The following is a 12,960-nucleotide window of genomic DNA, read 5'->3' on the forward strand; positions in this document are numbered from 1 at the left end:
GCACCCAGCCCTGCCCGAACAGCCCCCGATCTGGACCTACTTACGCGTCAGAGACTTACAGAACTCGATGGCATGATGCTTGATCCAATAGGTGCTGAACCGTCCGTTCACGCATTCGGCTTGCCTGGCCGGGACTCCGGAGGCGACTTCCGAGGCAGCGGCCCGCTCACCATGGGCGGCTGACCGCAGACTCGGTTGGGGACGAGAAACAGATCGAGTGTTGCCGCCCTGGGACCACCGACCGCCTGGCTATGAGGGCCGAGAATCAGTCGTCGTAGCACTCGGTGACGAGGAACCGCGTCCCATCGAGTACCCCTCCGACAGGCGCCTCGGCCCACTTGGCAAGCAGGTCCGGTTGGCCTTCAACCCGGCTCAACAGATCGGCGATCTCATCAGCGCCCGGCGACCTGGGGAGTACACAGCGAACTACCGCACTACCTGTCGCGCTGCCGCCCGAGCATCAACTACACAGTCCCGTATGCACCTCAGGCAGCATGAGATACGTTGCAAAAAGTTCTCGACAAGGAGTCCCCAAAAAAAAGTCCCTGACGCGGCTAAAGGCCAGCTTAAGCATGCCAAAACCGCAGTTCAAAGCCATGATCAATAGCCGTCCACATGTCCGTGAAGTACAAGGAGACGGCTCGGGGTGGGCTCGCGGTGAACATCATCGAGTGTTGAGGGGGTGGGGGGTGCCCCCTAGGAGCCCTCGCCTCTCGGCGAGACGAGTCCCGTCTCATACGCGAGGACGACGGCCTGGACGCGGTCGCGCAGGTTCAGCTTGGACAGGATGCGGCCGATGTGGGTCTTGATCGTGGTCGGGCTCAGGAGCAGGCGGTCCGCGAGTTCGGCGTTGCTCAGGCCCGTCGCGAGCAGGCGGAGCACCTCAAGTTCGCGCGGGGTGAGGCCGGAGAGGTCGCGGTGGAGACCGGCCGGCCGGTCCTCTTCGCGCTGGGCGAAGCGTTCGATCAGACGGCGGGTGATCGCCGGGGCGAGCAGGGCGTCGCCGGACTGCACCAGGCGTACGGCGGCGACGAGATGCTCGGGGCTGACGTCCTTGAGCAGGAAGCCGCTGGCGCCGGCGGTGAGCGCGGCGTAGACGTAGTGGTCGAGGTCGTAGGTGGTCAGGATGATGACCCTGGTGCCGTCCGGCCCGTCGGCGAGGATCCGTCTGGTCGCTTCGATGCCGTCCATCCGTGGCATCCGGATGTCCATGAGGACGACGTCGGGCCGGGTGCGCCGGACCGCCGCGAGCGCCTCCGCCCCGTCGGCCGCCTCGGCCGTCACCTCGATGCCGTCCGCGGCGAGGATCATTCCGAAGCCGGTGCGTACGAGGGCCTGGTCGTCGGCGATGACGGCGCGCAGCGCCGGCCGGTTCACGGCGTCCGCCACGGGACTCGGGCCTTGACCCGGTAGCCGCCGGCCAGGGTCGGACCGGCCGTGAGTTCGCCGCCGTAGACCGCCAGCCGTTCCCGCAGCCCGATCAGCCCGCGGCCGTTGCCGTCCGCCCGAGGGGCGTCGCGAGTGGCTCCGGTGTCGGTGATCTCGACCTCCAGTGCGTCTCCGGTGTATCCGACGGTGACGGAGGCATCGGCGCCGGGCGCGTGTTTGATGGTGTTGGTCAGTGCCTCCTGCACTACGCGGTAGGCCGCGAGGTCCACCCCCGGCGGCAGCGGGTCGGGCGGCAGCGACACCGCGATGCCGACCGGTGTCCCGGCGGCGCGTACCCGTTCGATCAGGGCGTCGAGCTGCCCGAGGCCGGGCTGCGGTTCGAGGCCGTCGGCGGGGCTGTCGGCGCGGCCGGTGTCCGGGGCGGCCAACAGGCCCATCACATGCCGCAGTTCGGCCATCGCGGCCCGGCCTCCGGCCTCGACCGCCAGCAGGGCCTGCTTCGACCGCTCCGGCGCCACGTCCATCACCTTGCGTGCCGCGCCCGCCTGGATGACCATCACGCTCACATTGTGGGTCACGACGTCGTGCAGTTCGGCGGCGATCCGGGCCCGCTCCTCCTCGACGGCCCGGCGCATGCTCTCCTCCTGGACCTGTTGCAGCCGGGTGTACCGGTCCCGGCTGGCCGCGAGCCGCCGCTGCCAGAAGCGGACGGTGCTGGCCAGCACCCCGGCGACCAGCAGCACGACCGCCGGGCTCGACCATCCCGGGAACACCGGGTCCGTGTCCCGGAACGCCAGCCCGGCCAGCACGGCGGCGACGACAAGACCGGCCGTCGCCCGCGCCCGGTGACGGCTGTACATCGTGGCGCTGTAGGCGCCGATGACGCAGGTCAGCACGTTGATCCAGGAGGCGTTGTCACCGATGACCACCGCAGCGCCCAGCACCACCCCGAACGTGGCCAGCGGATACCTGCGCCGGGCCGCCAGCGGCAGCGCGGAGAGGACGACCAACGGCCAGGCCGGCGCAGAGGGTTCGTGCTCCGCGACCCGCGGACCCGGTACGGGCGGCGTGGGCGGGCGCGGGACCTGCGAGCGGTCCCGGGCGTACCCGGACTCCACCTTCGAGCTGATCCGGACCGGCCCGTCGCCGGGATAGCGCGACGCCACGATCAGCGCGAGAACGGTCAGCACGACCGCCAGCACCACATCGGCGCGCACCGCCCGCCGCGACCGCGGGGCGTCCTCCGCCTCCGACCGCAGCGCGTCGCGCAGTTGCCGCGACCAGCCGTGCCGACCCTCCGTCTCCACCGGCTCATTGTGCGGTCCCCGCGCCCCCTCCCGCGTCCCCCTGCGCGACCAAGTCGCCGTCCCTCAGGCGTACTTCGCAGGGATGAGGCCGCGGCCACCTCCTTCGGAGGGAGGCCCGGATGTCGGTGCCGCGGCCGACGCGCCCCACCGGGCCACGGCCCTACCTTCGCCGACACAGACATCCCCGGCACAGACATCTCCGTCTCGACCATCTCTCCCGACCGTCTCCCTCCCGACCGCAAGGACGGACCACACCCATGACTCACGTGATCGAACTGGCGGGCGTGGCCAAGCGCTACGACAGCGCCGGCGCGCCCGCACTCGGACCGCTGGACGTCAGCGTCGCCCAGGGCGAGGCGCTCGCCGTGACCGGTCCCTCCGGCAGCGGCAAGTCCACGCTGCTGAACCTGGTCGCCGGCCTCGACAAGCCGACCGAAGGCGCGGTGACCGTGGCCGGGCAGCGGATCGACCGGCTGAGCGAACACGCGCTGGCCCGGTTCCGCCGCGACCGGATCGGCATGGTCTTCCAGTTCTTCAACCTGCTCGACGACCTCACCGTCGCCGACAACATCCAGCTCCCCGCCCAGCTGGCCGGGACCACGCGGCGCAAGGCGGCGGCCCGCGCCGACGAACTCATGGAACTGCTGGGCATGACCAGGCACGCCCACGCCTACCCGGGTCGGCTGTCCGGCGGCGAGCGCCAGCGGGTCGCGGTCGCCCGGGCGCTGGTCAACCGGCCGGCGCTGCTGCTCGCCGACGAACCGACCGGCGCGCTCGACACCGCCTCGGGCCACGACGTACGGGAGCTGCTGATGGAGCTGCACCGCGGCGGGCAGACCCTCGTGCTGGTCACCCATGACATGGCGCTGGCTCAGGCGTGTGCGAGCCGCACCATTCAGCTGGTCGACGGCCATGTCTCCCTCGACACGCGTGCGGAGGCCGTCCGATGAGTCCCCTCGGCACCGGCGCGCTCGGCCGGGTCGTACGCTCCGGAGTGGGACGGCGCCGGGTGCAGACGGTGGTGATCGCCGTGGCCACCATGATGGCCGTCGCCGCGGCCGTGATCGCCGGATCGCTCATCGTCGCCTCGAACGCCCCCTTCGACCACGCCTTCGCGAAGCAGCACGGTCCGCACATCACCGCGCAGTTCGATCCGGCCAAGGTGAGCGCGGCGCGACTGAAGGCGACGGAGCGGCTGGACGGCGTCACCGCGAGCGCGGGGCCGTACCCGACGACGACCATCAGCCCGGTCGATCCGGACGGCGGGCACCTGCCGAAGTTGAGTCTGGTCGGGCGGTCCGGTCCGCACGGCGACGTGGACGACCTGGACCTGAAGTCCGGCCGCTGGGCCGCGAAGCCGGGCGAGGTCGTTCTCTCCGCGTCGTTCAAGAACCCCTCCCTCGAAGTCGGTTCCACCCTGAGGGCCTCGGATGCCGCCGACAGCCCGACCCTGAAGGTCGTCGGCTTCGCGGTGTCGGCCGGTAGGACCGCCGATGCCTGGGCGACCCCGGCGCAGGTCGGCGCGCTGGCCTCGAAGGACACACCGGTCACGAGCCAGATGCTCTACCGCTTCGACTCCGCGGGAACCAAGGGTCAGATCTCCGCCGACCGCGAGAAGCTCACCGCCGCCGTACCGTCCGGGGCCCTGGTGGGCACCCAGTCCTACCTGGACACCAAGCGTGCCGCCGACACGGGCGCGGCGGCGACCATCCCGTTCATGGTGGCCTTCGGCGTGCTCGGCATCGTGATGTCCGTGATCATCATCAGCAGCGTGATCAGCGGCGCCGTCGGCACCGGCCTGCGCAGGATCGGCATCCTCAAGGCCATCGGCTTCACCCCGCGCGAGGTCGTGCGGGCCTATGTGGCCCAGGCACTGATCCCGGCCGGCGCCGGCATCGCCCTCGGGGTCGTGCTGGGCAATGTGCTGGCCGTTCCTCTGCTGAAGGACACCGAGCAGGTGTACGGCAGCGCCTCGCTGACGGTGGCCTGGTGGGTGGACGTCGTGGTGCCGGCCGTCGCGCTGCTGGTCGTCGGGATCGCGGCGCTGGTCCCCGCGCTGCGGGCCGGAAGGCTGCGCACGGTCGAGGCCATCGCGATCGGCCGGGCACCGCGCACCGGGCGCGGCCAGTGGGCGCACCGGGCGGCCGGGCGGCTGCCGCTGCCGCGGGCGGTGACCTACGGCCTCGCCGGCCCCTTCACCCATCCGGTCCGTACGGCCGCGATGCTGCTCGCAGTGGCCTTCGGCACGGTCGCGGCGACCTTCGCGGTGGGACTGACCTCGTCCCTGAACGCGGTCGGCAGCGCGTCGGATCCCGAGGACCGCGCGGCGGTCACCGCCATCGCCGGCGGGCCGACCGTTCCGGGTGCCCCCGGAGGCGCGGTTCGCCACCTGCACCCGCAGGAGGGGAGCGCGAGTCTTCCGTCCGCCGACCCGGCGAAGGTCCGCGCCGCCGTCGAAGCGCAGGCCGGCACCGCTTCGTACTACGGCATGTCCAAGAACGATGTCACCGTGGCGGGAATCTCCGGCTCGGTGCAGGCCACCCTCTACCAGGGCGATTCGCGTCCCGGCAGCTACGAGATGATCTCCGGGCACTGGCTCACCGGCGCGGGGCAGGCCGTCGTACCCACAGGTTTCCTGGAACGGACCGACACCAAGATCGGCGACACGGTCCGGGTGACCCTCGGGAAGGACACGCGGACCCTGAAGATCGTCGGCGAGGCCTTCGACACCTCGAACGACGGCCTGTCGATCCACGCGGACCTCGCCAGCTTCGCCGGGGCCGAGCCCCAGGTCTTCCAGATCGAGGTGAAGCCGGGCGTCTCCCCCGTCGCGTACGCCGACAAGCTCCGCGCGGCGCTGGAGCCACTGGGCGGCGACGCCCTGGCCAACTCCCCCTCGCAGCAGGACAACATGATCCTCGTCCTGGACACGATCGCGGTGCTGCTCACCCTGATGCTGGTCTCCGTGGCAGGCCTCGGTGTGCTCAACTCCGTCGTCCTCGACACCCGCGAACGAGTCCACGACCTCGGCGTCTGCAAGGCCCTCGGCATGTCACCGCGGCAGACCGTGAGCCTCGTACTCGCCTCGGTGACCGGGATCGGCGTGCTCGGCGGACTGATCGGGGTACCTCTCGGCTTCGCGCTGCACGGCTATGTGCTGCCCGTGATGGGCCACGCGGCGGGCACCGATCTGCCGCCCTCGATCATCGATGTGTACAACACTCCCCAACTGGTGCTGCTGGGGCTGGCCGGCCTCGCGACCGCCGTGCTGGGGGCGCTGCTCCCGGCCGGCTGGGCGGCCAGGGCCCGTACGGCGACGGCGCTTCGCACGGAGTAGGACGTCGGGATCGGGCTCACCTCCTACAACCTGCTGACGCCGTGCGGTCGAACCGCGGCGGGCGGCATCAGTGCCAGGAGACGGGACTGCGGTAGTCGGGCACGCGGTCGAGGCGGCGCCAGCGGGACTGCGGGCGGTGGTCGCCATGGGCGAACCGCGGAGTGGCGGCGCGCCGTGCCGCGGTGCGGGCCGCCAGAACCGCGATCACCGCGGCGAGTTCCTCGGGAGTGGGATCGCCTTGGACGATGCGGAGGTCCCCCTGGTCCATCTGCTGCCCCTTCGGTGCGCTCGCTGGGGAGGGTTGCCGTGCTTGCGGGCGGCGCGGCGGTTCGACCTCGTTGAACGAACCTCACCGCGATCCGGACGCCGACCCGAACTGCCGGTCGCGGGCAGGCCCCCGCTGCACGGCGTGCGCGGAGGCTCCGCCCGCGCCGTGCAGCCGCCCGAGGTTCACGGACAACCGAGGTCAGCCGACCGGCGTCGCACTGCTCGCGAGGAGCCTGCGGTATTCCTTGGCGTTCAGGACGAGGTCCTCGTCCAGCGGGTCGAAGATCATGCCGTAGACGGAGTGAAGACCCTGATAGTCGAGCTGGCAGAACTCCAGCGTCTGAGCGACCGGGGCGAGGTACTCATCAAGGGTCCGTCGGGCGAGGCCTTCCGCCGCGTACGTCTCCAGGGTGCTGCCGACCGTGACGGCCAGCCAGGCCTTCTTGCCCTGGAGCGCGGAGGCGGAACCGTCGAAGGTGAAGGCGAAACCGTGCACCAGCACCGCGTCGAACCAGGCCTTGAGCAGCGGGGTCACGCTGTACCAGTAGACCGGGAACTGGAGGACGATGGTGTCGTGCTCGCGCAGCAGCTGCTGCTCGCGCGCCGCATCGATCTTGAAATCGGGGTAGGTCTGGTAGAGGTCGTGGACGGTGACGTTGTCCAGGTCCTTGATCCCGGCGAGCCAGGTGGCGTTGCCACGGGATTCCGCGAGGTTCGGGTGGGCGACAATGACGAGGGTGCGATTGGTGGTCACTGACTATTCCATTTCTCGTTTAGGACGCGAACCCGCGTGCGTCCTCACTGTCAATGTTGGCGAGCGGGTCGGACGTCTCCGCGCGTCTCTTCAAGTAAAGGCAGTCGGTGATCCGAGCGATATTTATCACGCGATATTGACGGACTCGTTCCACCGACGACCGTCCGGATGGTGGATATTCACGCGCATCCCCGCCGCCCGCGGGGTTTTGGTGCGGCGGGGGCGTGCCCGGCCTGCGGTCATCCGGGGCCGTGGTCGCTGCGCCCGGGGCGGTGGTGGGCCTGGCGGGATGCCGGCGCCGGGTGTTGTGCGTGCAGGGCGTCGGTGGTCGCCACGGCTCCGGTGAGGTCGGCGACCGTGTCCGGCGGCGGCTGGGGGCGGGTGATCTCGCTGGTCTTGTCGGCGATGCGATGTCGGGCTGGGTCGGGAGCCGGTCGGTGGCGTGGGCCGGGGCGGCGGGCCGGCGGCTTCTTCGGACGTCTGCCTTCGCGGCGCACCGCGGGCTCGGAGGGCCGTTGCCGGGCGGGAAGTGCCGGATCGGGGCCGACGGCAGGCGGGGGGCGCACCCCGCGCGGATCACGCGGGGTGCGATGCCTCGGCGAGACGTTCCAGCGGGCCCGGGGTCTCGCCGGGCAGACCGTCACGAGCCGGACGTCGGCAGGCTTCAGGGACTCACGGGGTGATCATGGCGTGATCATGGCGTGAGGATTTCGCACTCCTTGATGACCAGCACCGTTCCGTCCTCGCTGAAGACCCGGCATTCCCCCTTGACGGTGACGGTGACGCCCAGGGGGACGTTTCGCACGAGCCGGAATGATTCCTTGATCCGGTGGTCGAACGGCAGCACGAAGATGGCGAGGTGGGGGCCGCCGGGGGCGTCTGACACCTCCACCACCGGCGTTCCGTATTGGCTTTCGCCCGTTCGGATCGAGATTCCCTCAAGAGTGAGGTATTTCCCGTAGTAGGCACGCTCGGCGGCGGCGCGGTCCGCGGTGAATTCGTCGTGGAGGTCTCGAATTTTCATTGGTTGCCGCCTTCTCTGGTGTGGTCCAGGTGAATGGGTGGGCGCGGTCGTGCCGGCTGCCGTCACTGCCCGATGGTGTCGAGTTCGGCGATCGCCTCGTCGGGCAGTCGCAGGTCTGCCGCGGCGATGTTCTCCCGCAGGTGGGCGACGGAGGAGGTGCCGGGGATCAGCACCGTCGACGGCGAGCGCCGCAACAGCCAGGCGAGCGCCACCTGTTGCTCGGAGGCGCCGAGGCGGCGGGCGACGGCGCGCAGGGTCCGTGACCGCAGTGGCTGGAATCCGCCGCCGAGGGGGAAGAACGCGGCGTAGGCGATGTTCTCCTCGGCACAGCGGTCGACGAGGTCGTCGTCGGCGCGGTCGGCCAGGTTGTACTGGTTCTGCACGGTGACCACGGGGGCGATGGCCTGGGCCTGGGTGAGCTGGGCGTCGGTGATCCCGCTGAGGCCGAGGTGCCGGATCAGGCCCTGCTCGCGCAGGTCGGCCAAGGTGGCGAAGGGCTCGGCGACGGAGGACCCGTCACCGCCGTACGCAGCGGTGCGCAGGTTGACCACGTCCAGGGTCTCCAGGCCGAGGTGCCGCAGGTTCTCGTGGACCTGGGCCTTGAGGTCGGCGGGGTCCAGGGAGGTGATCCAGCCGCCGTCGGCGGTGCGGCGGACGCCGACCTTGGTGACGATGTGCAGCCCGGCCGGGTAGGGGTGCAGGGCCTCTTTGATCAGTTCGTTGACGATGGTCGGGCCGTAGAAGTCGCTGGTGTCGATGTGGGTGACGCCGAGTTCGACCGCCGCGCGCAGCACGGCGATCGCCCGAGTGCGGTCCTGGGGCGGTCCGAAGACACCCGGACCGGTCAGCTGCATCGCGCCGTATCCCATCCGAGTGATGCTCAGGTCGTCGGCGAGGGTCAACTTCTGTAGGGCGGGCTTGCTCATCCGAAGGCCTCTCGGGTCTGTGCGCGGCATCGTTGCGGACCGCTCGGCGCGTCCGTTGGGCAGGCTTCCACATGTGCGGCGGAGGCGGAGGCGTGAACGCGGTCGGGTGGCCAGGAGTGCGCGCTCCTGGCCACCCGACCGCAAGAAAACGGGCGTGCCTCAGGCCCCTCGTTCCCGCACGTCACCGGCGGTTCACGCGACGGACGCCGCCGGATTCCTCCGGGTGGCCGCCTTGGCGGATTCACCCTGCGAGGACGCTCGGACCGTCGCGAAGTTGAACGCCTTGTCGCGAATGGTGATGGTCCACGAGAGCCCGGACCGCTCGCCCACGGTGAGTCCCAGCACGATGAGCGGCATGTGCCACTCGTACTTCACGAGCAGGCCTTGATCCGCATCGGCGTCCGAGCCGTCGTGCGCCGATACGTTGCCGTAGTTGTTGACGGCGAAGACGTCGGGCGTGGCGATCATCTTCCCGATCCTGGCCTGGCCGGCTTCGATGAAGTCCTCTCGCCGCTCGATACGGGACAGCGCGTCCATCTCGCGCTGCTCCTCGGCGCGGTAGTAGTCACGGATCTGGATTCCCGTGCTCTGCTCGATGACGCTTCGCGGCACCGTCAGAAACCGAAGTGTGTTGCCAAGGGGCAGCTTCGGCGAGTAAAGGCTGTTCTTGAGGACGAACATGTTCGCGCTGTCCCGGTCGAGGAAATCCACCCTCATCTTTTCCATGAAGGGGCCGATCTTGACCGGCGCCGCAGAGCCTTCGGTGAAGGTGACGGGGAGTTCTTTGCTCGCGCCGGAGGGCAGGGTCTGGGCGGGCGGCAGGAAGGCTGCCAGCTCATCGGCCCGGATCTCCAGTTCTGCGAGGCCTTCGGAGATCCGGAAGCCGTCCTGCCGAGTCTTCAGGGTCCTCATCAGAGCCTGGTGGAATCGGAAGACCTTGTATCCGTCCTGCAACGGAAACGGTATGCAGGTAAAGATGCCCTGCAACTGCGGGTCGGAGCGGTAGGTGACGGAGGCGAGCAGAAAGCTGTCGTAGAAGCTCTCGTACTTTTCCGCAAGGAGTGCCTGGAAGGACGAGAGGGGGAAATCCTCAGGGGTGTCGAAGGTCAGCTCCACCAGGTGACACTTGGAGAAGAGCGGATTCCCCCGGAAGAAGTGCGTCATGGCCTCCTCGAACTCGGCGAGCTCGAAGGCCCTGTCCACCTTGTACGTGGAGAGTGACGGGAAGAACTGTGACGCGTCTATGAACGGGAACGTGGTCAGGGAGAGCCGAAGGATCTTGTCGGCGATAGAGAGGGGCATGTGGTTACCTCCATTAACTGGTGTGTGCCGGGGAGCGCCGCCGGCGGTTTCCCGCCAGAACGCGCCACATGATGCCCGGGGTGCACACTGCTGTCGGCGGTTCGAGCAAGTACTGGACCTTCAGGAATTTCTCGGCCACGACCATGTCCGTTTCGGCCGCGGCGAGCACCTTGTCCATGTAGGAGTTGATGAGCCGCACGGGAAGTGGCCTCGGGCCTTCGATCTGAGGGAGGGCCAGGTCGCTTCCGGTCGCCATCTTCCAGGCGATGCCGATGGGCTTGGCGGCCTTGCGGAAGAACCGTCGCCCGACCTGATCCAGGTCACCGCTCAGCGAGTCGCGCAGCGCCATCGCCTGGAGCGAGGCCACCGTCATTCCCTGGGCGTAGATGGGGTTGAAGCTGGATATCGCGTCGCCCACCACCAGCAGCCTGCGCGGGAATCGGGTCAGTTTCTCGTAGCGACGGCGCACGCTCGCCGGGAACCTGTGCGCGGAGATCTCGCTGAGCGGTTCGGCGTCGCGGATCGCCTCGAAGACGTGGTCGGGAACCAACGGCCTGGCGAACTCCACCCACCCGGCCGGGTCGGTCGGCGGATGGTGGTCGCGGTATCCGATCAGCGTGAGGACCCAGCGGCCGTCCTCTTCCTCCAGGAATTCCGCGCCCTTGGGGCTCCCCGGTGCGTGCCCGATGATCACGACCTTCTCGCGGCCCATCGAGCCGGGGGCCGGCCGCAGATACCGGCTGGTGTACATGATGTCGACGTCGATACGTTCCTCAAGCGGCGGCTCGTATCCCATCTCGACCAGCCACTTGGTGGTCCGTCCGGAGCGGCCGGTCGCGTCCACCACCAGATCGGCGGGGATCACGTCCTCGGAGCCGCTGCCCACGTACCTGACCCGCACACCGGTGACAGCGCCATTGTCCGAGGTGGTTTCGAGGCCGGTGACCTGGCACTCGTCGATGAGTTTGATCTTCGCGAGATCCCCGATCCGAGCGCGGAGCCGACTCTCCAGATGCGGCCGGCTCGGCTGGTAGGTGCGGGAGAGATCGGCGTACTCGCCGTCCATGCACAACAGGTGCCCGCCCAACCTCATGCGCAGCTCGGCGGGTCCGTCGATGACGGGCGCGCCGCCGGCGACGAAGTCGTCGAGTATCCCGGGGAACAGCTCCTCGAAGATCTTCGCGCCCTTGGAGAGCAGGCCGTGAGCGTGGCGGCCCTGCGGCACGCCTCGCCGCTGGGTCCGCTGCCCCTCCGGCAGCTGGTCGCGCTCCACCACCGTCACCCGGTCGAATGCCTCGGAGAGCACCCGGGCGGCAAGCAGCCCCGAAATACTCGCTCCCAGCACCACCGCATGTTCACCGATACGCTTCACCGGAATTCCCCCTTCTGATTGGGCAAGTGTCTTGATGGTTTCCAGAATCCTTTGGATATGGAAATCAACAAGGTGTGCGGTGCGCATCGCGAACATAAGTGCCCCATAGGTTTGGCCACCGCACGTGGCGCGGTATTGACTTGTTCGTTCCATCGAGCGCGGCTCGCGTGGCCGAAATTCACGGCGGACGCGAGGGTCCGGCGCGTGGCGGCGGCCAGGGGACAGGAGTGCGGGCCGGCGGGTGGCGGGGCGCGCCGGGTCGGCTCGCATGGGACGTGCCGGCTCAGGTGGTGTTCGCCCGCACGTGGGAGGAGTCCGCGCAGGCACGCGTCCAGTCGATCCGCCGGGCCGCGTTCGACTCCGCGGACAGGATCGGGGGGACCCGGTCGAACACTCCGGGTTCCGTCCACCGGCACAGTCGGTGCACTCACACCGCCGCAGCGGACGAATCGTCACGCCGGACACGGCTCACCGGCCCGCAGCCGCAAGATCGTGTTGCGCGTGCTCGGGCGGATTCACGTCCGCCATGGAGCAGATTCGTCAGACGGTGATACCGGCTGGAATTTTTCGGTCAGACAGCGGTTACCGGCTTCCCCAAGCAGCCGGGGCATGAACAAGATTTCGTCTACCCGCCGAGCGCGGGACGGGGGCTCACCAGAAATCTCTTGAACCAGTGCATGACTGTGCTCTTTCGACGTCGTCATGCCTGGTTTTGGCTGCCCCTGTGCGCGCGGCGATCCCGCTTTGTTTCGGCACTGGAGGAAGAGCCAATGGTTGACATCACCGGATCCGCTGAAACCACCGATACGTTGTCACGGTCCCGCGGAGACGCGGAACTGCGGGCGAGCAACCGTGAGATCGTGCGGCAGTACATGAATACCCGCGGCGAGGATCGCCTGCGTCGGCACCTTCTGTTCACGGAGGACGGCACCGGTGGTCTCTGGACGACCGAAACCGGGCAGCCGATCGTCATCACGGGCCGGGACCGGCTGGGTGACCACGGCCAATGGTCGCTCAAGTGCTTCCCCGACTGGGTCTGGACGAACGTCGAGATCTTCGACACGCAGGACCCCAACCAGTTCTGGGTCGAATGCGACGGCGAGGGAACGATCCGCTTCCCCGACTATCCGGACGGCCACTACCGCAATCACTTCCTGCACTCCTTCCTGTTCGAGAACGGGAAGATCAAGCGCCAGCGCGAGTTCATGAACCCCTGCCAGCAGTTCAGGGCTCTGGGCATCGCCGTCCCTCAGGTCAAGCGGGCCGACATACCGACCTGACG

At 68.9% G+C, this 12,960-nt stretch carries 12 protein-coding genes; 3 read left to right on the top strand and 9 right to left on the bottom strand.

What is annotated here, in order from left to right:
* Positions 1 to 696: 696 nt before the first annotated feature.
* Together ACWIHT_RS20650 and ACWIHT_RS20655 are read right to left on the bottom strand one after the other, a co-directional pair.
* Positions 697 to 1,389, bottom strand: a complete 693-nt coding sequence (locus tag ACWIHT_RS20650) for a response regulator (RefSeq protein ID WP_456169573.1) — start codon at positions 1,387 to 1,389, stop codon at positions 697 to 699.
* Positions 1,374 to 2,696 carry a sensor histidine kinase gene (locus tag ACWIHT_RS20655; protein ID WP_456169574.1) on the bottom strand — a complete coding sequence of 441 codons (1,323 nt, stop codon included), beginning with the start codon at positions 2,694 to 2,696 and terminating at the stop codon, positions 1,374 to 1,376. The genes ACWIHT_RS20650 and ACWIHT_RS20655 overlap by 16 nt, the downstream gene beginning before the upstream one ends.
* Positions 2,697 to 2,953: 257 nt before the next feature.
* On the opposite strand from ACWIHT_RS20655, the gene ACWIHT_RS20660 reads away from it, so the two are divergent.
* Both ACWIHT_RS20660 and ACWIHT_RS20665 read left to right on the top strand, forming a co-directional pair.
* Complete coding sequence (locus tag ACWIHT_RS20660) at positions 2,954 to 3,646, top strand: ABC transporter ATP-binding protein (RefSeq protein WP_456169575.1); 693 nt, start codon at positions 2,954 to 2,956, stop codon at positions 3,644 to 3,646.
* Positions 3,643 to 6,033 carry an FtsX-like permease family protein gene (locus tag ACWIHT_RS20665; protein WP_456169576.1) on the top strand — a complete coding sequence of 797 codons (2,391 nt, stop codon included), beginning with the start codon at positions 3,643 to 3,645 and terminating at the stop codon, positions 6,031 to 6,033. The genes ACWIHT_RS20660 and ACWIHT_RS20665 overlap by 4 nt, the downstream gene beginning before the upstream one ends.
* A gap of 67 nt (positions 6,034 to 6,100) precedes the next feature.
* Here the strand turns inward: ACWIHT_RS20665 and ACWIHT_RS20670 are convergent, their stop codons facing one another.
* From ACWIHT_RS20670 to ACWIHT_RS20700, 7 genes are all read right to left on the bottom strand, one after another.
* Positions 6,101 to 6,301 (bottom strand): acyl-CoA carboxylase epsilon subunit, encoded by a 201-nt coding sequence (locus tag ACWIHT_RS20670; protein ID WP_456169577.1) that lies wholly within the window; start codon positions 6,299 to 6,301, stop codon positions 6,101 to 6,103.
* A 198-nt stretch (positions 6,302 to 6,499) separates the two neighbouring features.
* A complete protein-coding gene (locus ACWIHT_RS20675) occupies positions 6,500 to 7,054 on the bottom strand; it encodes an NAD(P)H-dependent oxidoreductase (protein WP_456169579.1) in 555 nt (184 codons plus the stop codon).
* A gap of 239 nt (positions 7,055 to 7,293) precedes the next feature.
* Positions 7,294 to 7,620, bottom strand: a complete 327-nt coding sequence (locus ACWIHT_RS20680) for a hypothetical protein (RefSeq protein ID WP_456169581.1) — start codon at positions 7,618 to 7,620, stop codon at positions 7,294 to 7,296.
* A gap of 128 nt (positions 7,621 to 7,748) precedes the next feature.
* Positions 7,749 to 8,078: an OB-fold protein gene (locus ACWIHT_RS20685; protein ID WP_456169582.1), complete on the bottom strand. Its 330-nt coding sequence runs from the start codon at positions 8,076 to 8,078 to the stop codon at positions 7,749 to 7,751.
* A 62-nt stretch (positions 8,079 to 8,140) separates the two neighbouring features.
* Complete coding sequence (locus tag ACWIHT_RS20690; protein WP_456169583.1) at positions 8,141 to 9,004, bottom strand: oxidoreductase; 864 nt, start codon at positions 9,002 to 9,004, stop codon at positions 8,141 to 8,143.
* Positions 9,005 to 9,196: 192 nt separating this feature from the next.
* The gene (locus ACWIHT_RS20695) at positions 9,197 to 10,306 is read right to left on the bottom strand and encodes a hypothetical protein (RefSeq protein WP_456169585.1); all 1,110 of its coding nucleotides are present in this window, start codon (positions 10,304 to 10,306) and stop codon (positions 9,197 to 9,199) included.
* Between the two features lie 13 nt (positions 10,307 to 10,319).
* Positions 10,320 to 11,678 carry an FAD-dependent oxidoreductase gene (locus ACWIHT_RS20700; RefSeq protein ID WP_456169586.1) on the bottom strand — a complete coding sequence of 453 codons (1,359 nt, stop codon included), beginning with the start codon at positions 11,676 to 11,678 and terminating at the stop codon, positions 10,320 to 10,322.
* A 677-nt stretch (positions 11,679 to 12,355) separates the two neighbouring features.
* Here ACWIHT_RS20700 and ACWIHT_RS20705 point away from each other — a divergent pair.
* A complete protein-coding gene (locus ACWIHT_RS20705) occupies positions 12,356 to 12,958 on the top strand; it encodes a PhzA/PhzB family protein (protein WP_456169587.1) in 603 nt (200 codons plus the stop codon).
* Positions 12,959 to 12,960 lie beyond the last annotated feature (2 nt).

Source organism: Streptomyces sp. NPDC002276, from assembly GCF_053891435.1.

What these genes read in the sequence shown, in the direction of transcription:
- ACWIHT_RS20660 (WP_456169575.1), top strand. Translation starts at nt 2,954, where the DNA reads ATGACTCACGTGATCGAACTGGCGGGCGTGGCCAAGCGCTACGACAGC.
- ACWIHT_RS20705 (WP_456169587.1), top strand. Translation starts at nt 12,356, where the DNA reads ATGACTGTGCTCTTTCGACGTCGTCATGCCTGGTTTTGGCTGCCCCTG.
- ACWIHT_RS20670 (WP_456169577.1), bottom strand. Translation starts at nt 6,301, where the DNA reads ATGGACCAGGGGGACCTCCGCATCGTCCAAGGCGATCCCACTCCCGAG.
- ACWIHT_RS20695 (WP_456169585.1), bottom strand. Translation starts at nt 10,306, where the DNA reads ATGCCCCTCTCTATCGCCGACAAGATCCTTCGGCTCTCCCTGACCACG.
- ACWIHT_RS20665 (WP_456169576.1), top strand. Translation starts at nt 3,643, where the DNA reads ATGAGTCCCCTCGGCACCGGCGCGCTCGGCCGGGTCGTACGCTCCGGA.
- ACWIHT_RS20685 (WP_456169582.1), bottom strand. Translation starts at nt 8,078, where the DNA reads ATGAAAATTCGAGACCTCCACGACGAATTCACCGCGGACCGCGCCGCC.
- ACWIHT_RS20690 (WP_456169583.1), bottom strand. Translation starts at nt 9,004, where the DNA reads ATGAGCAAGCCCGCCCTACAGAAGTTGACCCTCGCCGACGACCTGAGC.